This is a genomic window from Halopseudomonas xiamenensis (assembly GCF_014219065.1).
GTDB classification, from domain to species: domain Bacteria; phylum Pseudomonadota; class Gammaproteobacteria; order Pseudomonadales; family Pseudomonadaceae; genus Halopseudomonas; species Halopseudomonas xiamenensis.
This window is the reverse complement of the sequence record NZ_JACLGO010000039.1, coordinates 1-23,275: the sequence shown is the minus strand read 5'-3', so window position 1 is coordinate 23,275 and position 23,275 is coordinate 1. Positions and strand designations below refer to the sequence as shown.

Below are 23,275 nucleotides of genomic sequence, written 5' to 3'. Positions count from 1 at the left end.
GGAATAAATGAATACCGGAAACAAAAAAGCCCGACCACAGGATGGTCGGGCTTTGTATCTGGTAGGCACGATTGGATTCGAACCAACGACCCCCACCATGTCAAGGTGGTGCTCTAACCAACTGAGCTACGTGCCTGCGATGGAGGCGAACTATACGCACCGCCCCAGATGCCGTCAACCCCTAAGTTACTGAATAAATGCAAAAAGACCGCGACTGGTCGTTGCTCATGGAACGGGCTCCTGGGCCCCATGGATTGCTTCAGGCATTTACCAGTTGCTGGCGTAGCTGCTGGATCTCGTCGCGCATCTGCGCCGCGGCCTCGAACTCCAGATCACGCGCATGCTGGTACATCTTCTCTTCCAACTGACGGATGCGCTTGGTGATTTCCGAGGGCGAACGCAGCTTCTGCACCTGGTAGCCCGCACCGTCCTCGGCCACCTTCGATTGGCGCCGTTTGTTCGATCGACTGCCGGGCACCACCGCGCCCTCGAGAATATCCTGCACGCTCTTGACCACGCCCTTGGGGGTGATGCCGTGCTGTTCGTTGAAGCTGATCTGCTTGGTGCGGCGCCGTTCGGTTTCGCCTATAGCCCGCTCCATCGAGCCAGTCATGCGATCGGCATAGAGGATCGCCTTGCCGTTCAGGTTGCGCGCTGCCCGGCCGATGGTCTGGATCAGCGAGCGCTCCGAGCGGAGGAAACCTTCCTTGTCTGCATCGAGGATGGCGACAAGTGAAACCTCAGGCATATCAAGGCCTTCACGCAACAAGTTAATGCCTACCAGCACATCGAACACCCCCATACGCAGGTCGCGGATAATCTCCACGCGCTCCACCGTGTCGATGTCCGAATGCAGGTAGCGCACCCGCACGCCGTGATCCCCCAGGTAGTCGGTCAGATCCTCGGCCATGCGCTTGGTCAGCGTGGTGACCAGCACCCGCTCGCCCTGACCGACCCGCAGGCCGATCTCCGACAGCAGGTCATCGACCTGGCTGGTCGCCGGACGCACCTCGATCTGTGGGTCCACCAGCCCGGTCGGACGTACCACCTGCTCGACGATGCGCCCGGCATGGGCCTCCTCGTAGGGGCCGGGAGTGGCCGAGACGAAGATGGTCTGCGGCGAGATCGCCTCCCACTCGTCGAACCGCATGGGTCGGTTGTCCAGCGCCGACGGCAGGCGGAAGCCATATTCCACCAGTGTCTCCTTGCGTGAGCGGTCGCCCTTGTACATGGCGCCGACCTGCGGCACCGATACGTGGGACTCATCGATCACCAGCAGCGCATTGGCCGGCAGGTAGTCGAACAGCGTGGGCGGCGGCTCGCCTTCCGGCCGCCCAGACAGATAGCGCGAGTAGTTCTCGATGCCGTTGCAGTAGCCCAGCTCCATGATCATTTCCATATCGAAGCGGGTACGCTGCTCCAGGCGCTGGGCCTCGACCAGCTTGTTCTGGCTGTTGAGCACCTCCAGACGCTCCTTGAGTTCGACCTTGATCTCCTCCACGGCCTCCAGCAGCTTTTCACGCGGCGTCACATAATGTGATTTGGGATAGATAGTTACACGCGGAACCTTGCGTAGAACCTCACCTGTCAAGGGATCGAAAAAGCTGATCGTCTCCACCGTATCGTCGAACAGCTCGATACGGATCGCCTCCAGGTCGGATTCCGCCGGGTAGACGTCGATCACATCGCCGCGCACCCGGTAGGTGGCCCGGGACAGCTCCATGTCGTTGCGTGTGTACTGCAGCTCGGCCAACCGGCGCAGCATGGTGCGCTGATCGATGATGTCGCCCCGGTCGATATGCAGCACCATGCGCAGGTAGGATTCCGGGTCGCCCAGACCATAGATGGCCGAGACAGTGGCGACGATGATCGCATCGGGGCGCTCCATCAGCGCCTTGGTCGCGGACAGGCGCATCTGCTCGATATGATCGTTGATCGAGGCATCCTTCTCGATGAAGGTGTCCGATGCCGGCACGTAGGCTTCCGGCTGATAATAGTCGTAATAGGAAACGAAGTATTCCACCGCATTGTTCGGGAAGAACTCGCGGAATTCGCCATACAGCTGCGCGGCCAGGGTCTTGTTCGGCGCCATGATGATTGCCGGCCGCTGCACCTGCTGGATGACGTTGGCGATGGTGAAGGTCTTGCCTGAGCCAGTCACCCCGAGCAGCGTCTGGTGCGACAAGCCGGCCTCCAGCCCCTCCACCAGCTGCGCGATGGCAACCGGCTGGTCACCGGCGGGTTTGAAACGGGTTTGCAGATTGAATTGACTCATGACAGGACGGCACCGCGAATGGAAATACAGCCTCCATCATAGCACTGCCCGTCAACCGCCATGTAGGCTACGCGGACTCGCACCCCGGCACTGGTCTCTGTTATGATATCCGGCCGCCTGCGGCACAGCCCGACAACTTCATTCACCTGTTTCGAGTCTGCCCATATCATGAGTCTGTTTTCCCCCGTTGAAATGGCGCCACGCGATCCCATTCTTGGCCTGAACGAAGCCTTCAATGCCGATCCCCGTGCAGAAAAAGTCAATCTGGGCGTTGGCGTCTATTACGACGAAAACGGCAAGGTTCCCCTGCTGCGCGCAGTACAGGCCGCCGAGGAAGCCCGCGTCGCCGAATACGCACCGCGCACCTACCTGCCCATGGAAGGCCTGGCGCCTTACGATCTGGCGGTACAGAAACTGCTGTTGGGCACAGACTCTCCGCTGCTGACCTCAGGCCGTCTGGTCACGGCCCAGTCCCTGGGCGGCACCGGTGCGCTGAAGCTGGGCGCGGATTTCCTCTATCGCCTCGCCGGCAAGCGCCTGGTCGCGATCAGCGACCCGAGCTGGGAAAACCACCGTTCGCTGTTCGAGACCGCCGGCTATGAAGTCGTCACCTACCCCTACTACGATCCGGCCACCCACGGCCTGAACCTGCAGGGCATGCTGCAGGGCATCGACGCCCTGCCCGAAGGTAGCGTGGTGCTGCTGCACGCTTGCTGCCACAACCCCACTGGGGTCGATCTGAATGCCGAGCAGTGGCAGCAGGTGATCGAGGTGGTGCGCAAGCGCGGCCACGTCCCCTTCCTCGATATCGCCTACCAGGGCTTCGGTGACAACCTGGAAGAGGATGCCCTGGCGGTGCGCCTGTTCGCCGAGGCGGACCTGCCCTGCCTGATCGCCAGCTCCTTCTCCAAGTCCTTCTCGCTGTATGGCGAACGGGTCGGTGCCCTGACCCTGGTCACCGCCACCCCAGAGGAAGGCGAGCGGGTACTGTCCCAGCTCAAGCGCGTTATCCGCACCAACTACTCCAACCCGCCGACCCATGGCGCGAAAGTGGTGGCTGCCGTACTGAACAGCGCTGACCTGCATGCCATGTGGGTCGAAGAACTCGCGGAAATGCGCGTACGCATCAAGCACATGCGCCAGGCCCTGGCGGAAAAGCTGCGTGCCGCCGGCGTGCAGCAGGATGTCAGCTTCATCGAGCAGCAGCGGGGTATGTTCTCCTACTCCGGCCTGACCCGTGAGCAGGTCGAGCGCCTGGCCACGGAGTCGGCGATCTACGCCGTCGGCAGCGGCCGCATCTGCGTTGCCGCACTCAACCACAGGAATATCGATCTGGTCGCCAACGCCATGGCTAAGGTCATGCTCGAGGGCTGAAGATCGCATCGCGCACTTTCATCGAAAACCGGCACAAGGTGTTGACTTGGAAAGTTTTTTTGGTAAAGTGCGCACATCTAATCCGCGATAGCTCAGTCGGTAGAGCAAATGACTGTTAATCATTGGGTCCCTGGTTCGAGTCCAGGTCGCGGAGCCAATTCCGATTATCGACAGCGCACACTGCTGTCGATAGTGCCTTAGACTGCCACAGCCAGGTTGTGAACCACAGCTGCAGTGGGAAGGCTTCATACAGCATAAACCACAAGTAACCACGGTGTTGCTACCGAGAGATTAAACGCCAGGCACAGAATGTCAAGCGCTTAGTCATTATGTGCTGTGGGTAAAGCAGCGGTGCCGCCTTACCCGTCCGATCTCAGTAACGTCTCATCTCATCCTGACTGGAATCGCGCTGAAGCAGATAATTTTTCAGCCGACTGATAGGAACATCCACATAGATCATCGTGGATCTGATATCCAGATGACACATTAGACGCTGTGTCAGGTGGATATCTGCCCTCTCCCCTATCATCAATTCCGTTGCAAAACTGTGTCGACAGCGGTGAGGAGAAATCTTCATCCCTAACCTGGATGACACGCGCTTGAAAAAAGTCCCAAGCTGGTTGGCATCCATCGTTTGTCTTCTGTGCCGCACACTGAACCTGTTTACATTGAAAAGCTGATCCGTACGTTTGGCTCCACGACGAAGAGACTCTCTAATCAGCCGCTCTAGCAGCGGTATGAGATCGTGATGCAGCGGTAAGGGATTTTCCGACAAATTCTTTGCTCCTGCGGCCAGGCAGCTGAATCGCTCTTGTTTCAGATCGATGTCACATATCCTGATAAACAACAGCTGCCTGCGTCTGATGCCCGTGTGATAGAGCATTTCAGTCACGGTAAGCCAAAACCATGCAGGATGGATATACGCTTTACCATACTGTCCAGATTCCTCCGCCTGGATATACCCCTTCAGTAGTGTGCGTATTTTTCCAATCCCCCCTTTGGGCAAAGTTTTTGATTTTGTCTTCGGCTCTTTTAGTCCAACCCCTACAAATGGATTAACACTTTCAGGAATGTTCCCACGACTTAAACCAAAATTGTACAGAGACTTCAAATGCCGGATGTAGTTATTCCAGCTCACCGGACTTATGCCTTCATCTTCGCTTTCCCCAGGACGCCTTACCACTGCCAACCTCCAAGCAAACACCATATCCTGTGTCACTTCACTGAGGTAATCCGTTCCCATATATCTCTGCAAGGCTCGCACACTGACCTCATAACTGGACTGCGTATCCGGCGATGACCAACGCTCAATAAACAACTCAGTCATAAGTTCATTAACCGTGAGACTCTGCACGTTAGGGCTCCTTGTTCAGATTGAGATAGATATTGTCTGCTGGCGGCCGCCCCAGCACTTCTGGCTCCGTCAGGAGAAAACCTTTGAGCTTGCTGGTTTTACCCGTAGGCCCCCTGACAGACACGCTCACGATATTCCGCTTATCTTTTCCCGATCGGAGATGCAGCTTCTTCTTCTGGAATCGTCCTTGCACTTGCTCCCAAGCATCATCTGCACCGTACCGCTCAATGCAGAATTTCTTGAAGATGTTTGGGCTTACCAAAAACCAGGTTCCGGCCACCGCATGCACATAGGCCTTAGCATGGTTGACGCCGAGCCGCTTTGATCGCAATCCATCTTTAACCCAATTGACGAACTCTTCACCGGGATCCAACTGCGTCTCAACGCTCGGATTATCAGGAATTACTTGATGTTGCTCACCAGGCGGTTGTTCAGTGGACGTAACGATGTCTTCATTACTGAATGTAACTGAGGGACTAGTTTCTGGAAATAGAATGCGGCCCTCAAAGTCTTCATCTACTGAGTCAAAACAGTTTTCATCGACCAGCTCCGGCTTCTGTGCGATTGGCACCGTTGTGTTGTCTGCCTCCACTACATCAGATGCTTCCTCTTTAAGGGCCGCCGGAGGAGTGGTCACAATCGCTTTTGCCTCTGGTCTTTCATCCTCTGAACTCCAAATCAGCGAAGGAGTCGCTTTCAGCAAATGCAGCTTTGCGGTACTCCAGTCTCCCACCCGGACTGTACAACCAGACCATACAGCCAACCCTTCTGGGTTGGGCATGATCAGTCCGTGGGCCAACATCTCGTCATACAGTCTGCTTTCGTCGGCTGGAACACCTGGTATGCCCTGCTCCAAGAGATAAGCCTTGAGTTGACGGGGCACTGTAGGAGTGACAAACCACACAGCATCCTCTGACAAAAACACTGCGGAGCCCTTGGTGCCATTAAGCGGCAAGGTACCGCCTCGCACTAGGTGCCGTAGGCCACTGACTAGCTTGCTCTGCAAGGATTGCTTCGGCGCCGTGTCCAGTCGGCGTAAATCTCCTCCCATCGCCTTGCTGACACTGGATTTATCAGCCTGGTGGACAATCTCACCTACAATACCGGCCCGCTCCATGTGCCCGGAAATGGTATACAAGACCAGGCCAAACAGCGTTGCATCGCTATACAACCAATCCAGAACTGCTCCACCCAGAACCTTTCTACACATCAGCGCACCTGCCGCTTCGTGCAGTCGGTAGTCTCGACCAGGGCGGTACCGAACCCGATAAGCACTTGGTATGACGCCATTCCATAGAAGCCACTGTGAGCCGTCCTGGAGCTGAATCTCAACATCGACAAGCGCCTTGGCCGCGTCATGCAACAGAGCCGCATACAGAACCCCCATACTCCATAGCTCGCCTACCGATACCTGGTCTTCTGGTCGCGCTCCAGGCGGTAACAGGTGTTTGCGCCGGATGCGCAGCGCATAACACATGATTTCCAGGCCGTGATCGAGCATTCCACCGGGATAGGAGTGGTGATGGGTTTCCGAGGCAGGTAAAAGCTGGACCAGCTCAGCATATCGCTCAACAGGGGCTTTAACGTAGATATCGAAGGTATCTCTTGGAATTGAGCACAGCTCATACAGAACCTGCAGCAAACCTTGCCGGTACGGTGTCTCCAGCAGCTGCGCCCCTGTTTGCACGGGCAACCAGCCGTCACTGCTCTCCAAGTCATCAGCCGGCTTCTCCTCCCTAGAAACCAGACGCTTGAAGACACTCACAATTGCTATTGCCATGCGACCCCCAACCTCCTATCTGACAGCGGACTACACCCCAGCTCGTCAGCTCGGCATAGGGAAAATGAGTTATTGGTTTCGCGGCATTTTGATGAAGGCTTGACAGGGATCGGCAAGAATTTGATTATCGAGAGGCGTAACCGTTGTCCACGTTCGGTAAATGTGGAGCCTTTAGCATCTTCGGATGCAACCCTTTGAGCGACTGCGCATTCTGAAAAGTCGACGGCATAACCGTGCCGAATGCTCCCTCAACCAACCCAGACGGGCCTGTCCCGTCGGGCAGTGCTCGGCATTCTGTGTACCCACCCATGCGGGGAATCCTTTCCCTGCAGGGGAAGTGTTCTCCGCATTCGCATACCTATTCGAAATTGGAGAACCATAATGTCCCAACTGATTACTAGCATCGAAGGCCTTATCAGCATAGCCAAGAGCCGTTGCGTCAGTCCGTTAACGCGACGTGAACGCGACTGGAGCGAGTACGATCGCCCAGCCCTCGAGCGCGTCAAAAGAGTGGATCTCGATCAGTGGCGCGAACGCAAAATGGTCGTCTCGCCACGCCCTCTAGGCCCGCTTGCTCCCCTTATCTAAACAACGGCCCTATTACCTCTGAGTGATAGGGCCGCTGATCAAACCTTCCCTGATGGGCGAGCGCCCATCAGGGGCTCCTCATCAGATAACATCAGAGGAGAACCAGGTGTTCAGAAAAGCATTACTGGAATGGCTGTATCACTGGCTCATGGGAGTTGGGTGCAGCCTCGTTGCTGTGGCAGCCGTCGGTGTCATTACCGACGGGAGCCCCACACTCATCTCGTTCAGCGCAGTCGTCGGGGTTACATTTCAGCTTCTGTCCCTTGTGATAGAATTGACAAAAGCAATTCCCCCAACTGCCGAATACGGAGAAAAGTGATGACCTTTACTATGTACTCGCTCACCGCTTTTGTCGTAGGCACTCTAACGATTGCTACCGTGATAGGCTGGTTCGTTGCTGGCCATCTCGATAAAAAATACGGCACCGAGACTCCACGGCGTAAGCCGATCAATCAGCACTGACTTTTTCTACAAAACAAAAACCCCGGTGCGAAGCCTGATAGCTTCACACCGGGGTTTCTTTTTACCTCTTTTAAGCCGCAATCAACTGCCTGGCCAGCGCCATCTCAACCGAATCACCATCCTGGTTCAGCGAGTCAAGACCTGACTCCGGCACGTCTCCCGACGTGCTTTGCGCCACGGCAATCTTCTTGGCCATCAGCTCCAGGCAGGTAATCTGCGAGGTGCCTACATAGCCGAAGAACACCACCCGTACCGGATGCTTCTGGCCTATCCGCCATGAGCGCCTAGCGGCCTGTTGCAGTGTGTAGACGTTGTAACCCGTCTGCAGAAAGGCAATGGTCGGAAAATCGAGCAGATCCAGACCTGTCTTCACCAGTTCGGGGTTGGTGATCAATACGTCGATGCACCGGTCGACCTGATCGAGAATCCAATCCTCTCGCCTGGACGTGTCTACCGTGGCCCTCAGTACCGCCACCTTCAACCCAGCCTGCTCGAGAACGCGCTTCAACCTGGAGGTTGTGTCGCGTTTCCCGCTGTAGACGGTGTATGCCAAGACCTTCCGACCCTTGGCTTTCTCCTCCACACACAGATCCACCAGCGCCTGCTCCTTGGGCATCAGTTCCCCATCACCGAATATCGTCGGCACCAGGGCCAACGTATCCCGTGTACGCGGATGCTTGACGACCTCCGGACGAAAACAGCAGTCCGGCCACGCCAGCAGCACGTTGAGTACCACACCGAGCAAGGTGGTATCCCGCCGGGCCAGGGCCTGGCGTAGCGCCTGGGTCAAGGTGCCAGCCAGTTTCTGATAGGCCGAGGCCTGCTCAGTCTCCATGGCCACGTCGACGAACTCCTCCTGGTAGGCCGGCAGCACATTGCCGCCGATGTCCTTGAGTTTCAGGAACACGGTGAACGGCAGTACATACCGATGAATGCCTTTCGGGCCGAAGCCCGGGGCCTTCACCGTGCGTACCGAGAGCTTCTTGCCCCTGGCCGTCTTGTGCGACTCGCTGTCCCGCTCGGTGTAGATGTCCTTCAACACCCCATGATCGCGCATGAACGACATGGCCGCGGGGGCCATGCTGCCACGGGCGTTTGGACGGTAGCCGTCCTCGATCATCCGCCGGGTGAGTATCCGGAACAGCAGGTAGTACAAGTCATCGGCATAACCGCCCATCAGGGTGCCGGTCAGCAGCAGGGTCTTGCGTGCCTTCGCTGCCAGCACACCCATGGCCTGGCCCTGGGCAGAGCCGGCGTTCTTGTACTCATGCCCCTCATCGACGATCAGTAGGTCGAAGAACCCATCAGGCAGGTAGCGCTTGGTGAACTCCGTTGGCTGGTAGCCACCTTCACCGAAGCCGAACTCGATGTTGGCCATGGCGCGCTCCATACGCCTGGCCTGACGATCGCTGAAGATGAAGTTGCCCTTGGCATCCATCAGGTTGATGAACTCGCTGACGTTGTCGCCCAGCATCGAGGCGAGAAAGTCCTCACCGAAGTCCCCGAGCAACCGCTCAGCCCGCACCGGGCCGATGGTCGGTATCCGGCACATCGACTTCAGAATTGCCGATCGCCGGTCACCACTCGCCGATATCCCGGGACGCATCAAGGTCCACAGCGCCGCATGGCAGTGTGGGCAACAGCGGCGCCGGCCCTCATGCTGAAATGCCTCGACCGTGACAAAGTTGCCGTCCTGGTCCTCGAGGAGGCGACCACAGTCAGGACAGCCGGCCAAGCGCTGTCCGCCGGCGGCGCGCCGTTGCCAGCAGGCCAGCCGCCAATGAAAGCCCATGCGCATACGCACTCGGCCGAGGATGAAGAACTCCTGGCGTCCATCGTAGGGCTCGCCCAGCTGGTCGCGCAGCTTCAGCAGCTTGACCAGGGTATCCGGGCCGTTGAGCACCCATACGCGGGCGTCCGGGATGGTTTCGAGGATCTCGCGCCGCCACTTGTAGACCAGGTGCGGTGGCGAGATGACCAGGGTTCGCCGGTAGCCGGCATCATGCATGACTGCCGCCGTGGCGATGGCCATCATGGTTTTGCCCGTCCCCATCTCGGCATTGATGATGCCGGCCTGCTCGTTGCGATCCAGCAGCAACGCAGTAATGGCCTGCACCACCTCTGCCTGGGCGGGGAAAGGGCTACGTTTGAGGGAGCCCATGACGGCTTGGCGACGCGGGTGGGCGTTGCCGGCATAGACAGGTGGGTTGGAGCGATTGAGGGAGTCCAGCAGCTCATCGCCGAATTCGTCGATGAAGTCGGTCAGGCCGATGGTCAGTGGGGAAAGAGGGGCCGAAAGGTCTTGGGTCAGGTCGCTCATGATGCTTCTCCGTATGGAATGAAGCAGGGCACGCGCGACACCCCAGCGGGTATAGGCATACCCTGCGGGTGGTTTGAGGTAACGCCTGGCGGCGCTGGGAGTTAGTAGTCAGATGGCAACAGCAGCGTGGTCACGCTCCGGTCAGCCTCTGTGATGATCCAGAGCCGGGGCTCATCGTCGATGCTCAGGTCATAGCTTGAAAACAACCGATCACCATGGCGCAGCGCCTGCTGATTGGTGTGCTTGTCTTCGTCGCACAGCTCCCCCCAATCACCGGCGAGATGTCGCCTGAGATAAAGGGATGGATCGAGCACACCGCGCTCGACCAGGTCGCTGACGGCGCGCGTCATGACCAGGCGGCCTGTTTCAAACAACAGGCCAGGTACAGGACCACGTTCCGTCTCGCTCTCTGCGGTTGCTGCTGACGACTCGCTCGGTGATGAGCTGATCGTCAGTACCCGCCCCCGATCAGGAGAACCGGGCGTCATGTCCCATGCCCGGATGATGGGTATGAAACGGTCTGTCAGGATCCTCACTTCGGAGACATTGCCGTCGGCATCCTCGGTGAACTCGGTCTTGCGCACCTTGTCCTTGTAGGTATCACCCTTGAGTACCAGGACACGCCCGCTCTTGGACTTCACCACACCGGAAATGGCGCCGGCCGCAAGGGCCAACGCCAGATGCCAGTTCGACAAAGCCCTCACCGGCGGCCTGGGCTGAATGCCGGACTGACCGAAGTGCAGCGTGAAGTCCGGCCAGAAGCCTCGCAGACGCCGTATTTCCTCAGCAAACTGCTCCGGCTCCAGGCTGACCCGATAGAAGTGCTCCAGCTCGTTGACTGCCGGCAGCACCGGATAGGGCTCCCAGGGCCAACTGGTTGGAAGTTCTTCAGCTGCTTGCAGGTCTGCCGCCACCGCCTTGAGACGGTCACGCACCACGGCAACATCCCGAGGTTTGGCCAGATCCTGCCGGCGGACACGGATGCCGAATATCACCACCTGCTTGAAGGTGGCATCGGCGGCCGCGTAGATCCGCAGATCAGTGAAATGATTACACAGCCAGCCGCACAGCTCGTCATCGAGCACATAGTGCGGAATGATGAAGACCAGGACGCCGCCATACTGCAGCAGTGGCAATGAGCGCTGGTAGAACAGCTTTTCGAGTCGCTTTCTCCCCTTCCCCTGGTACACCGAGGCACCCGAGTGGTCGGCCACCAGGTCACCGTAGGGCGGGTTGAGCCAGAGCAGCCCGAACGACTGCCTGCTGATCAGGGTATCCATCAGGTCGCTGTGCAGCACTCGATCCAGCAGGCCACGGGCATGGCCGGCACGTTCGCGGTCATATTCCACCGCGCAGGCCTCGACGTTCTCACGCCCGAGGACATGGGCAGCTTCGGCCAGGGCAACGCCTTCGCCGGCGCAGGTGTCGATGATACGCATGCGTCCTGGTGAGGGTGCCAGCGCTTGCAGCGTGCGCTCCAGGGTCGCTTCGTCGGTGGGATAGTAGCCATTGCGGGCAAAGTTGCGCGCCAGACGCGGAAACATCAGAGCCATGAAAGCCTCCATTGTGGTTCAAGGTAGAGCGGCAAAGCCGCTCAGCGGATGGGAAAGTCAGGCGCAGGCCTGGTCGGAAGAGGTGTCCAGGACATTCTGGCGAATGAGCTGGCCCAGTTCGGCTTCAAGCCGATCCAGTTGCAAGGACAGGCTCCAAGCGGTCACAGGGCCTGTCGAGCCCGGCAAGCGCTGTAGCATTTCCTGCTGCACCAGCAGCTCCATTACCGGCTCACGCCAGTGTTGAAGCAGCGGCAAAGGACAGGTGTCCATGACCAGAGGCCACAGCCTGTATTGAGGATTCGCATCAGCCTCGATCAAGGCATAGGCGAAGTGATTGGCCCGGTCGGGCGTAACACAGCGGCTGTCGAACAGCCACAGGTGTAACAGGCTGCCGAACAGCGTCCCGCGCATCTGGCGGGTGGTGCGCTTTTCCAGCATGTCGACGCGGGGAAAGACCGGAAGGCTTCGACCATCCACGGCGATGTGGAACTGGTCCAGCCCCTGCTCTTCCCTGCCTAGTGTCAGCCTGGCCAGGAACTCCTGAATGGCCGTATCCCGGCCCCAGACAGACAGAAACACCAGGTTGCGCTGTTCATCGCAGACGCAGGCATCGGCCATGAGGTCGCTGCATTCGTCGATGCGGTACAGGGTCGGGTGAGTTGGCAATGCAGGCATGATATGTCCTCGAAAAATGAGGAGGCAGATCCGCCCGCAGGGGCAGGTACTGCCCCCGTGAGTTAGAAGGAAGAGCCCGTTATTCGGGCTCGAAGTCACGTCTATGTGGGTTGTATCGAAGTACGACGCCGGGATTACGGATCGGCGTGAACCCTTCGCGGTACAGGTTGACCAGGTAGCGGTTGCGATAGCTAATGGCCTCGCGTGCCTGCTCCTCGGTCAAACCTGCCTCAACGAAGTACGCCACCAACTCCTCGCCCGGAGCCCACTCGTTGTTTGCAAGCTGGTCCTCGACCAAACGCAGTAGGTCGTCGGAAAGAGACGGCAATGTAGTGTTCATCACCACTTCCTTTCATGCCATGGCCATGCGCTTAGGCATCTCGGAACGACTATGGGGAAAAGCCAGCTCATGGTGTACATCCTCATGTAGTGGCCGGAGTCCCTGACGGGAAGCCCCGGCAGGGTTGTGGAAAAGGTAGATATCGCAGACGATCAAGCAGCTTGGGCGCGTTCCCATACCTGCTGTTTGAAGTTCAACTGGTAGCCCAGTTGACCAAGTCGAGCACATTGCGCACGCATCCGTTGCCGATCCACCGTGGGGTCAAGCTTCACGCTGTCACCCAGTGGCCAAAGCGTGCCGAACAGCACTTCATCCTCATTAGGAGTCAGGCTTGCGTGTGAAGCAGAGGGAGCAGGCTCCGGCTGCGCCATACCGAAAGGTGCATCGCCAGCGTCAACTGCTGGAGCCGCTGGGGTTTTCGGTGCAGCCGCCACATCTTCTTCGAGAGGATCCACTTCCTTCTGGTCGAGCCGCTCGGCATCGTCCTGGGAGAGCGCATCCATGTCGTCCAGGATCATTGCATCCAGTCGTGCTCGGATCTCGATGACAGTACGACCGCTATGGCTGTAGCTGGACGGGCTGATCTGGGTGATCACGAACTCGCCGTCGTACTTGCCTTCGCTGTACTGATCGAGGATCTGATCCTTGACCACGAACTCACCAATGGAGGTGGACAGCCGAGCAACGTTGAACGCGCCGTTTCGACCGTGGATGGTACGGATGGCCAACTGGCCAGGAATCTTGATCATGTGCTTGTCTCCATCGTGTGCAAGCAACCGCCGCAAGGATGATCCTCGCAGGAAAAACAGCCCCGGAGGGCTGTATGGTGTGAAAAAGGTTTGAGGCGTACTGCTAACCGCGACGGTCAGCAGCGACCTGGTATCCATCCGCCCAGGCATTCCTCAAACGAGACCGGCTGGCCAGCAAAGGAGGCACTTCGTGTACCCCCTCAGCAAAGCAGTGATAACCACAGAGCTGCGCTTGAAATAGCGCCTCCAGATTCTGCTCACCCTTAAGGGAGGATTTTTCATACTCGGTGCGTGCATCCAGGGCACTGTTAAATATCCAGTTCATTATGATCTCCATATCCCTGGCGACAGCTTCCCCAGCGGGAAAGGCTCCCGCCGGGACGACTAGGCTATGAAATTAAGAGCCGCCTGCTTGTCACAGTAGGCCGCGCTCTGCAAAGGATGTAGTGCCGGAACCGGCCACAATGATGTGATCCAGTACCCGGACCTCCATTAGCTTCAACGCCTCTTTCAAGTGCTTGGTCAGCAATTTGTCTGCCTCACTGGGATCAGGGCTACCACTTGGATGGTTGTGAGAGAATATGACCGCTGCTGCATTAAGCCTCAGCGCCTCCTTAACCACTTCCCGCGGATATACCGATGCCTGGTCTAGCGTGCCGCGAAACAATACGACGTACTCAAGCAGACGGTGCTGGTTGTCCAGGAATATGGCGGAAAACACCTCATGCTCCAGGCTTGCCAGCTGGCTCCATAGGTACTCCTTGACCAGCATGGGTGAAGTGAACTCGGTACCGCCTTGGTACTTTTGTCTCATTCCATCCCGCACGACCTGAAGCGCCTGATCGAGCGATGCAGGAAAGTAGTGACCTTGAGGGCTTTTCACATGTAGTTGATTTAATAGCATATTGATTCTCCAGCTCAGAAAAAAGAAAGGGAGAATCAGCATCCCCAGAGGGCCGATTGCTCCCTCGAGGGTTTAAATAAAAAGCGGAATAGATCGGCTATCCCCCTGAGCGGGAAAGATTTCCCGCCGGGAGTGTTTGATATGGAAATCAGGCGACCTGCTCTTCCTGGCTTGGAGCTGGGCTCAAGGGCTTGGCCTGATAGACCATTTCCCCCTCAACCTTTATCCAACCCACATAAAGCAACCGACCTTTCAGTGATACGCCAGTCTGCCCCTGCTTAGGGCCTTTCTGGTAAGTGAAAGTGTCAGGCCAGATGTCGCCGATCCGAAAGCCAACCAGGACTTTCTTCTCGGCTTCAACAGCCTGCTGGCACCGGCGAATCAGCTTGTCAGCTTCTTCTCCGACGACATTGCAGTCGATGTAGGTGTACTCGACTGAATCAGCAGCACCCTTCAAAGCACCGACTGTCACAGCCATAAAGGAGTTGCCCTTGCGGGGCTTCACCTCACGGACACGATTGAGATAGCCGACACCAGTGGTATGCAGGTCGAAGTATTGGGCTTCAGTGGTAGAAGTGTTGCTCATGGTCTTTCTCCAGTTTCAAAGTGATACGCGAAAGCGGAGAAACACTTACCCCGGCAGGGGAAAGGATTCCCCGCGAAGGTGGGTACAGCGGATTGAGGTGAGCGCTGCTCAGATTATCAACAACTGCTTCCGTGCTGGGATCAAGACAACCGCAATGGTTAATCCCATACCCCATTTGAGCAGCTTAAGGTCAGACCTCAGCTCACTCTCAAGAGCTCGCAAGTCAGCCTTGGTTGCCAAGTCAGCAAGATCGGCTTTGGTCACTATCTCTGTCTCCAGCGCATCTACAACTGCAGAAGCACGTTCATCGGATACGTCAATCGACTTCAACGCCTGATACAGCGCAATGCTAGCTTTCATGGGTCTTCTCCTAAATGATTGGGACAAGACCCACCCGACGGGAAGGTCCCGTCTGGGTTGGTGTAGGCTGCATCCAGCACTATTGTGCCGTCGACTTTTCAGAATGCGCAGTCGCTCAAAGGGGTCACACCCGAAGGCGCTAAGGGCTCCACATTTACCGAACGTGGACAACGGTTTTGCCTGAATGATGGTTGTCGATTAAGGGCGGGTTGTCAAGATGGATGCGGGCAAGGCAATCACATGAACGCAACCGCAATCAGTTACGATGTTTGCGCTCCCGTAGCCGGGATGTTCAGAGATAGTGCCGATCAGCTAGCGGAGCTTTGGCACGCTGACATATGGTCGCTTTTCATCAAACAGACTTCACAAACAGCACCACGCTCCCATACGATGAGCAAAAAGCGCTGGGGCATTCATTACTGCCACTAGTTGCCCAAATGTGCCAGACGCAAAGTCACTCCTACTCGATTGTAAATAGCGAAAAAACATCAATATTTACAAAGGCGTTAAATCCTCATAAATAGAGAAATATCATGCAAAATCCTACATTAATGCGACACCCTCAACGCTGCATCGGTTGTCAGCCTTGTCCGTCCGATCTTTGATCTGGAGTTGTGTGGCCGCCATAGTCATTCCCGTCACGGCCTACCACTTAGACTTGAGTTGCCACTGACTGCGTTCAACAGCCATCATCTTATAGCCGGACCTCTCGATGAACGCAGCAACCGCCTCTCCCGCCTCTAGCAACAGCTCGGCGGATGGATTCTCGACGGGTGTGTACAGGACAGACCCATCTACGTCGTGACGAGTCAGGGGGGTAATAGCATTGAACATCGCGACCGCCTCGGCCAGCAGCGCCTCGTCTGCACAGTCGATCTCGACGAACACATCACGATCGTCATCATAGACGTAGAGGCCCGCGTCATAGATGAAAGAACTGAGCGACCGGTCAGACGGACGCGAAAATTTCACCGCGAACAGCGTGTCGCTATAGCGGCCGGGATAGCTGCCATGGGGGCTGAACCCGAACTTTTCGGCCGCAAGATCCAGCGCCGGTTCGATCGACAGCAGGCTCATATAACCGGTCTCCACCGGCATATCGCCTTGGCCTAGACTCTCCGTCACGAGCGCTAGCGCGACGCCCGACTGATCGAGTGCCACACCTCCGCTGAACCCGCCGCGCGCCATGACTGAAGCGATGAAGTGCAGGGCCGGAGAATGGCGCACACGTACCACAGCATTGACCTGTCCCAGAGTGACAACCTGGGTGGGTACAGTGGTGAATGGGATCGGAGGATAGCCAACCACAAGAACGTCTGAGAGGACCAGATCATTCTCTCCGAGCGAGTAGTCAGTGTGCTGGCTGACGGTGATTGCCGGCAACGGCGTCGCGCCAAGGTCGACCCGGAAGACCGCGACGTCGAGACCATCCAGACCAAAATAGGGGCCATCGACAATCTCTAGCCGACGTGGAGGAGCTACCTTGCCGCCGGCCTCTTCGGTGAGGTGTGCCGACTTGGTGGTGGCGACCTCCTTGATGGTCACCCCATCGACCACATGCCGGGCCGTGACGAAGACCCCATTGCCGATATGGAACGCCGAGCCAATGCCCTCGTCCCCCTTGGCATCGACGATGGCTACGAACGCCACGGCTCCCGCCGCGCGCACATAGATCTCATGGAAGGCGTTCTTTTCAGCCATCGACGCCATCTCAACGCTGGATTAGTTGAGCTTGGGTCAATCCAGCAACTGGCATCCGCACCGCCCACGGATACTTCTTCGGATCAGCCTGTTCGAACTGGTTCAATTCGAGTTGAGGAAGATTGCGCTTGTCATAGACAGTGCCAAGCCGGAGCGAAATGCTCGCTGGTGCTGCTAAGAAAAGGGCAATGTCCGTCACGCCTTGGCGTGCTAGCGACATTACGACGTCGAGGAACTGCTGCGCGAGTTGCTGCTGCTTGCGCTCGGACCAGTGCGAAGCCGTACTGCGGTTCTCCAACTCCATCCTGATGATGGGTGCGGTTGGTTCGACTAGGCGGACGTCCGCGTCAAGGACATCGTAAGATGCGGACACGCAGAGAGCGACGCGCGCCGTACCCGGATCCAGGGCGTCGAGACCGGCAATAGTAAAGCGCTTGCCGTCATCCTCCTCGTCGAGCGAACGCCACATGTGACGCGTCCGATCCCAGTCCATAATAAGCGTGTGGGATTCGTCATCGACGATCACGCCGAGCAGGAAGAGTAGCGGCACCGGTGCGAGTCCGCCGAGAACGAACGACATGTCCGCGCGGTCGAAGCTATCGCAGCGTCGCGCGATGTCGTCGGGGAGGCTGGAAAGGCGGCGAAGCGCGACCTCGGGGCTAACGATCTGACCGTCGACCAAGCCCTGCCGGACATCGACCATGATCTGCTCGCGGCGCCCTCTGACAAAGATGGGTACCGCCTTCTCCAGCGCTTCACCCTGCCAATCACGCAGTCCACGGGCCTCAATAACAATGACCTTCTCGCGGCTCTCCCTCCGAACATCACGAATAATGAGGGCCGCACCGAGCAGGACGATGAGCGTGACCACGACGAACACACCCCAACTGAGCAGAGCCGAACTACCGCCTGTCGAATCCCAACTGAAAACGAATGGCCCATAGGCTGTGGGTATAGTCACGCCGACAGTGAGGCCCAAGAGGACCAGACCGAGTAGCGGTAGGCTAATCCTTATAAGAATGAGACCGACAGATCGGCGCCTGAAGACCCAGTCGATGAGCGAGCGGACGAAGTGGTTGAACAAGCTCAGGTCTCCAAAATTTCGACGGATGAGGGTTTGGCGTTCCGGCGGAACAGCGTGCAGGAGCTGGCAATTGTCCGCCACCAATGCAACCTAACGATCAGAAGGACTGCGAAGTCGATGCCGCGCTCACCATGCACAAGCTCGACCATCGACGACACGTCCTGAACACTCGGCACCACCGGAAACCTAGGATGGGAATGCCACTCGCCCAGATAATTGAAACGCTGGTACTCGTTACCAGTACGCCTGAAGAAGGCGTCCAGCGCCACAGCATGAGCTTCGGGGCTGCGGACGAAATGGGCGCGTCCCCCGATCTCTTTGTCGATCGACAGATCGACGATGCGAAAGTGGCCAGGCTCGATCTGCTCACCCATGAGGACACCGCCGATCTCGCGTCGGCCGGCACCTCTGAGTGCGCTACGCAACTTGCTCCGGACGTCGTCAGTGATCTCAACCCGCATCACTCTTCCCCGGGAGCAGGTCGGCCAGCAGTTGCTTGAGGGCATTGGCGTCGCCGGCTTCAGGATCGACGCCCCATGCGTCGCGCTCACCAAGATCAATAGGGCGCACGTCGAAGGGTGCGGTGAAGAGCCACGTCTCAGTCAGACCGATGAGATAGGCTGAATATGGGAAGATCGTCGCCTCCGGACGCGCAAGGATGTCGATGGCGAAGCGCGACAAGTGGGCGGCGACAACGGAGACGTCCGCGTCGTCCGCAATGAGGGGCGTTCCTGCGCCGTTTGTCTCGGCATAAGGCTGCGACGAGCCGTCGTCGGGCCACTCCACCCCCTGATCCGCATACCAGCCCTCAATACGCTGTCGCGCGGTAAGCGGGGTGGGATCAATCTTGGGCCTGAGTCGGACGACGATACCGCCGGCACCTCCACCGAAGACCTGGGCCCAGCACATCGGCTTCTCCGCCCGGCGCGCGATCGCCGCGCACAGATTGAACACGGTCGCGTCTGCGGTTGCATCGATAATCAGGTCGCATTCCTCAATATCGCGCATCGTCGCGGACAACGTCCCGCCGCTCTCCTGCCCGCCCATGACGGTGGTTCGGGTGGTCACGATGCAATCGGCGCTGACCTCCTTAAGTCTAGTGGCAAGCGCTGGGGCCTTGTGGATCCCGACAGCCCGCCAGTCAAGTTCATTGCGGACTAGGTTACCCGACTTGAGCAGGTCGCCGTCGATCAGCACGAAGCTGCCGACCCCGGATCGGGCCAGATGGACGGCCACCTTCGATCCGACCGACCCGCAGCCGACCACTGCTATCTTCGCCGCTGCGAGCCGATCGTATTCGGGATCAAGGCGCACGCCATCAAGTTCGGAAAACACCGTTTCGTAGTTGATCAACAACGGCGATCCATCCTTCCTTAACACCATCGGTACTTGCAGGTCGATGCCATCGAAAAGGATCACGCCTACCCCGTCAGACGCAACTGACAGCTCCGTGGCGAGAGCCCCGAACCCGTGGGTCTCAAGCAATAACTTAAGTTCGTCGAAGGTCTTGCACTTTTTCAACGTCCCTTCGGGCAAGTGAGCGATCACTGCCCGTAGCTTGTAGGCGCCGTGGCCCCGCTTTCTCTGCTCTGTCCAGATGGGCGCGTCCGCTGGGCCAATGTGCGATAGCTGCGCGGCGTAGAAGCCGGCGAAGTTGTGCTCCTGGATTTCCGCTTCTGCAGCCTGTCCTACCTCGACCATAGATATGCCGGTCCAGACCTCGCATGAATACAGAAACCGCAAGATGGCGCCCCGTGACCGCTGGGCCGGGAGCGTGCGATGGTCGGAGGGAGCCGCCTCCCCCGTTTCCTGCTCGGAGGAAAGCAACCGGTGAGCGCTCTCAATCATCATCGCACCCGTCACATCGGGCGTCCAGTTGTCGGGACGATGCTCAAGGCACAGTTCCCCAGCCGTACCGTATTGGTGGCCGGATAGGCGAACTCCGTCGCGCGGGAGGATTGAGGGCGTCGCGTCGGGGAAGAAGTCAGGATAGACAAGCGTCAGGGGGATGGTCCTCTCACCGATCTCAAAATCGAAGTCGGCGGCGAGTTGTAGGTTTGCCGCGAGGCGCCACACAACGTTTAAGAGCCATGTATTGCGATCGGTCAAGTCGGCGACCGCATTACGCTCTGCTTGAGCTCTGGCGGGCAGATCGGCCCACCAAATCATGCGAACCCCTTGGGCGATGTCGGTTCACGTCGGGTGTTCGGAAATGCGGGCGCGCTTGACGCTGCGGTGCCAGCCACTGTGACAGTTGCCGCCGGACGCAGCATGCTGCTAGGCAGCGGCCCGAGGCGGGAGGCTGCCCTGCCCGCGACGTCCCCCATGCGAGGCTGGACACTCTCGACGAGACGCCGACGTTCGACTTGACGGCCAAGCTCGCCGAAGTCGTGACGGGCTTGGGCGAGCCATTCGAAAAACGCTTGCTTCCGTTCAGGGTGCTCGGGCCACTTGTCGGCGAAGTTCTCGAGCGGATCCGACGGATTGCGGATAATACAGCGATGCCCATCGACCTCGATGAATTGGTCCATGCGGGACAAGATTGAGTAGAGTGCGTCCGCGATTTTCTCCTCGCCATTGTAGGCATGGGCAGCGAGGGTGGTAATGATGATCGAGATCGGACGCTCGTCGTATCGGCCCACAAACATTCCGTCGCGATGCCGCTTTAGGATCATGATAGCAGATTGGAGCGGAGTGCGAATCCGATACTCGGGGATATCCTCGACGCTCGCCTTGATGGACTCGGCGAGGGCGCGCCGGCGCTGTTCAAAGACCGCGCCCATCCGTAGCCTGAACCACTCAGCGTATCCTTTCGGGTTTGAGCGCTGCCAATCGTCCGAGATGTACTCGTAGACTGGTGACCTGATGTCGGTGATGACCATTGCCGTGTTCGACCATCTCAGGTCGAGACCGCGCGCTTCGAGTATCAGGCGCTGCCGCGCCGCATTAGGGACGGCCGGGACGATGTCCATGTGGAACTGCGCTCCGTCGGCGTAGGAGAGCACCCAGCAGCGACGCCCCTCTCGCACGGGTTTTACCATATTCTGAGACCGGCGATACGCCTTGATCTCGTCGCCAACGAGCGTCTTCAACTGCTTTTGGGTCAGATTACCAGTGCCAAGATTACCAAGAACGCAGACAGAGTCGACATCGTACTCTTCCTCTTCGCTCAGCGGACGGATTGCCGTGCCTAACCGAAATGATCCCTGCACATAGACCTGCGGGTCGTAGGCAAGGACAGTGGACTCAGGACGATGCAGCCATGCCCCGAGCGAGGTATAGCTGCGGCTGGCTTGGTCGTAGCGTGCCTCACTGATAGCGAGCTCATCAGCCAGTGCGGCAAGGTAGTCTTCGGCGGTTTTCGTCAGCATGGTTGGTTGCCCTTTACTCCCATCATTGTTCTGAAATCATTTTTTGGGATGCACCGGCCAGCCGCTAATGCGCCCAGGAGTGGCAGCTTTCGGTCGCATCTGTAGTTCAGCCCACAAATTTTAGCGGTAACACCTAATCTGAAGCGGTCGGACGGGCCAGTAAGCTAACCGGCTACTCCTGGCCGGAACATCTACCCTAGGGTTTGTCTGAAAAGTCCGCCCGCAAGCATTTCTCGATGCAGTCCTAGCTACATAAACAATATCATTGTAACATCAGGCGCACTACCCTTTCCGGCACTCTTGCCATTGTGGCGTGCCCTAATCCAGCAACCACACCCTAAGAACATTTTCGCGAGCTTCTGAACTAACACTACCAAGCAGGCTGTGTCGCTCACGCCTGTGTGTTTTTTCCGCACTGTGAATGTCTCCAATACGGCCACACCGGGTTACCGTCTAGGAACGATCATCAATCTGAGTGTTAGCAACCTAGTCATCACTGATAGTTCGGCGGGTAGATATTAGGAAAACATCTTTAACACCGACGTGGTTCACCGACAAACTGACTGTATTGACCAGCGTTGGCATCAAACAGCAGGAAGGGCAGTTTTAGCGATGAAGAAATCGTATTTGAGGCCGATTTCTATCCAAACCTGGTTAAATTAGATGGCCAGAAATCATGTGGCCAATTTGTGTCATTTTCAGAAGACGACTGCACCAGTTGATTGGGCGTAATGGCTGTTGTGCAGCCAGCTCCTGACAGTTCAATATCAGAAGTGATCTGCACCAATCTCGACTATGCTCAATACTCGTGTGCACCAAAGCGAGGTGAGCATGGCGACGGAGGCTCTGTTGCAAAGATTGGCGGCAGTCAGAGGTAGGCTGTCGCTCTGCGCCGATCAGGCGGCTGCTGCGAAATGGTGGTTGAGCATGCCCATGGCCTCCGTCAGCGCCGAGGGCCCAATGCCAAAAGCTCTCTCCACAAGGCGCACCTCGCCCCTGATGCCGGGCTGCAGGCACCAGGGGCGAGCCTGTCCTTTGCGCAGGGCTCGCATGACTTCGAATCCCTTGATCGTGGCATAGGCCGTGGGGATCGATTTGAAACCGCGCACCGGCTTGATCAGTATCTTGAGCTTTCCGTGATCGGCCTCGATCACGTTATTGAGATACTTCACCTGCCGGTGGGCCGTCTCCCGGTCCAGCTTTCCTTCGCGCTTCAATTCGGTGATCGCTGCACCATAGCTCGGCGCTTTGTCGGTATTGAGCGTGGCAGGCTTTTCCCAGTGCTTCAGGCCTCGCAGGGCCTTGCCCAGGAACCGCTTCGCTGCCTTGGCGCTGCGGGTCGGCGACAGGTAGAAATCGATCGTGTCGCCCCGCTTGTCGACTGCCCGGTACAGGTAGGTCCACTTGCCCCGCACCTTGACGTAGGTTTCATCCAGGCGCCAGCTCGGATCAAAGCCACGCCGCCAGAACCAGCGCAGCCGCTTCTCCATCTCCGGGGCGTAGCACTGGACCCAGCGATAGATCGTCGTATGGTCGACCGAAATGCCGCGTTCCGCCAGCATTTCCTCAAGGTCGCGATAGCTGATCGGATAGCGACAATACCAGCGCACCGCCCACAGGATCACATCACCCTGGAAATGGCGCCACTTGAAATCCGTCATCGTTCCGTCCGTCCAATCTCCGCCAAGCATGCTCAAGCTTCACGATTTTTGCAACAGAGCCATATCGACAACCTCTCGCGCAACCAAGACATCGCGGTCGGACTGCAAGTGATCTTGAAGCCACGGGCCCGTCCCACC

Annotated in this window: 19 protein-coding genes and 2 tRNA genes; 2 read left to right on the top strand and 19 right to left on the bottom strand. The window is 57.9% G+C overall.

Annotated features, from left to right (window positions below):
• Window positions 1-59: 59 nt before the first annotated feature.
• Window positions 60-136, bottom strand: a tRNA-Val gene (locus H6X51_RS18605).
• Window positions 137-259: 123 nt separating this feature from the next.
• The gene (gene uvrB, locus H6X51_RS18600; protein ID WP_185268947.1) at window positions 260-2,275 is read right to left on the bottom strand and encodes an excinuclease ABC subunit UvrB; all 2,016 of its coding nucleotides are present in this window, start codon (window positions 2,273-2,275) and stop codon (window positions 260-262) included.
• A 168-nt stretch (window positions 2,276-2,443) separates the two neighbouring features.
• Between uvrB and H6X51_RS18595 the strand changes: the two genes are divergently transcribed.
• Together H6X51_RS18595 and H6X51_RS18590 are read left to right on the top strand one after the other, a co-directional pair.
• A complete protein-coding gene (locus H6X51_RS18595; protein WP_185268946.1) occupies window positions 2,444-3,649 on the top strand; it encodes an amino acid aminotransferase in 1,206 nt (401 codons plus the stop codon).
• 81 nt (window positions 3,650-3,730) lie between these two features.
• Window positions 3,731-3,806, top strand: a tRNA-Asn gene (locus H6X51_RS18590).
• A 216-nt stretch (window positions 3,807-4,022) separates the two neighbouring features.
• Here H6X51_RS18590 and H6X51_RS18585 read toward each other — a convergent pair.
• The 17 genes from H6X51_RS18585 to H6X51_RS18500 all read right to left on the bottom strand — a co-directional run bounded on the left by H6X51_RS18585 (window position 4,023) and on the right by H6X51_RS18500 (window position 23,137).
• A complete protein-coding gene (locus tag H6X51_RS18585) occupies window positions 4,023-5,003 on the bottom strand; it encodes a tyrosine-type recombinase/integrase (protein ID WP_185268945.1) in 981 nt (326 codons plus the stop codon).
• Between the two features lies 1 nt (window position 5,004).
• Window positions 5,005-6,783: a MobH family relaxase gene (mobH, locus tag H6X51_RS18580; protein ID WP_185268944.1), complete on the bottom strand. Its 1,779-nt coding sequence runs from the start codon at window positions 6,781-6,783 to the stop codon at window positions 5,005-5,007.
• A 1,120-nt stretch (window positions 6,784-7,903) separates the two neighbouring features.
• Complete coding sequence (locus H6X51_RS18575; protein ID WP_185268943.1) at window positions 7,904-10,153, bottom strand: DEAD/DEAH box helicase; 2,250 nt, start codon at window positions 10,151-10,153, stop codon at window positions 7,904-7,906.
• A gap of 101 nt (window positions 10,154-10,254) precedes the next feature.
• Window positions 10,255-11,706 (bottom strand): DUF6094 domain-containing protein, encoded by a 1,452-nt coding sequence (locus H6X51_RS18570; RefSeq protein ID WP_185268942.1) that lies wholly within the window; start codon window positions 11,704-11,706, stop codon window positions 10,255-10,257.
• Between the two features lie 57 nt (window positions 11,707-11,763).
• The gene (locus H6X51_RS18565; RefSeq protein WP_185268952.1) at window positions 11,764-12,372 is read right to left on the bottom strand and encodes a hypothetical protein; all 609 of its coding nucleotides are present in this window, start codon (window positions 12,370-12,372) and stop codon (window positions 11,764-11,766) included.
• Between the two features lie 88 nt (window positions 12,373-12,460).
• Window positions 12,461-12,721 (bottom strand): hypothetical protein, encoded by a 261-nt coding sequence (locus H6X51_RS18560; protein ID WP_185268941.1) that lies wholly within the window; start codon window positions 12,719-12,721, stop codon window positions 12,461-12,463.
• 152 nt (window positions 12,722-12,873) lie between these two features.
• A complete protein-coding gene (locus H6X51_RS18555; RefSeq protein WP_185268940.1) occupies window positions 12,874-13,470 on the bottom strand; it encodes a DUF3275 family protein in 597 nt (198 codons plus the stop codon).
• Between the two features lie 103 nt (window positions 13,471-13,573).
• The gene (locus tag H6X51_RS18550; RefSeq protein ID WP_185268939.1) at window positions 13,574-13,795 is read right to left on the bottom strand and encodes a hypothetical protein; all 222 of its coding nucleotides are present in this window, start codon (window positions 13,793-13,795) and stop codon (window positions 13,574-13,576) included.
• 90 nt (window positions 13,796-13,885) lie between these two features.
• Window positions 13,886-14,374 (bottom strand): JAB domain-containing protein, encoded by a 489-nt coding sequence (locus H6X51_RS18545; RefSeq protein WP_185268938.1) that lies wholly within the window; start codon window positions 14,372-14,374, stop codon window positions 13,886-13,888.
• A gap of 148 nt (window positions 14,375-14,522) precedes the next feature.
• The gene (locus tag H6X51_RS18540; protein ID WP_185268937.1) at window positions 14,523-14,960 is read right to left on the bottom strand and encodes an STY4534 family ICE replication protein; all 438 of its coding nucleotides are present in this window, start codon (window positions 14,958-14,960) and stop codon (window positions 14,523-14,525) included.
• Between the two features lie 108 nt (window positions 14,961-15,068).
• Window positions 15,069-15,320, bottom strand: coding sequence for a hypothetical protein (locus H6X51_RS18535; protein ID WP_185268936.1), 252 nt, complete (start codon window positions 15,318-15,320; stop codon window positions 15,069-15,071).
• Window positions 15,321-15,965: 645 nt separating this feature from the next.
• Window positions 15,966-17,021 carry a S1 family peptidase gene (locus tag H6X51_RS18530; RefSeq protein WP_185268935.1) on the bottom strand — a complete coding sequence of 352 codons (1,056 nt, stop codon included), beginning with the start codon at window positions 17,019-17,021 and terminating at the stop codon, window positions 15,966-15,968.
• A 10-nt stretch (window positions 17,022-17,031) separates the two neighbouring features.
• Window positions 17,032-18,105 (bottom strand): SAVED domain-containing protein, encoded by a 1,074-nt coding sequence (locus tag H6X51_RS18525; RefSeq protein WP_185268934.1) that lies wholly within the window; start codon window positions 18,103-18,105, stop codon window positions 17,032-17,034.
• A 2-nt stretch (window positions 18,106-18,107) separates the two neighbouring features.
• Window positions 18,108-18,566, bottom strand: coding sequence for a Mov34/MPN/PAD-1 family protein (locus tag H6X51_RS18520; protein WP_185268933.1), 459 nt, complete (start codon window positions 18,564-18,566; stop codon window positions 18,108-18,110).
• Window positions 18,556-20,274, bottom strand: a complete 1,719-nt coding sequence (locus H6X51_RS18515) for a ThiF family adenylyltransferase (RefSeq protein ID WP_185268932.1) — start codon at window positions 20,272-20,274, stop codon at window positions 18,556-18,558. Before H6X51_RS18515 ends, H6X51_RS18520 begins: the two co-directional genes overlap by 11 nt.
• The gene (locus H6X51_RS18510) at window positions 20,271-21,476 is read right to left on the bottom strand and encodes a nucleotidyltransferase domain-containing protein (protein WP_185268931.1); all 1,206 of its coding nucleotides are present in this window, start codon (window positions 21,474-21,476) and stop codon (window positions 20,271-20,273) included. Before H6X51_RS18510 ends, H6X51_RS18515 begins: the two co-directional genes overlap by 4 nt.
• A gap of 896 nt (window positions 21,477-22,372) precedes the next feature.
• Window positions 22,373-23,137 carry an IS6-like element IS6100 family transposase gene (locus H6X51_RS18500; protein WP_001389365.1) on the bottom strand — a complete coding sequence of 255 codons (765 nt, stop codon included), beginning with the start codon at window positions 23,135-23,137 and terminating at the stop codon, window positions 22,373-22,375.
• Window positions 23,138-23,275 lie beyond the last annotated feature (138 nt).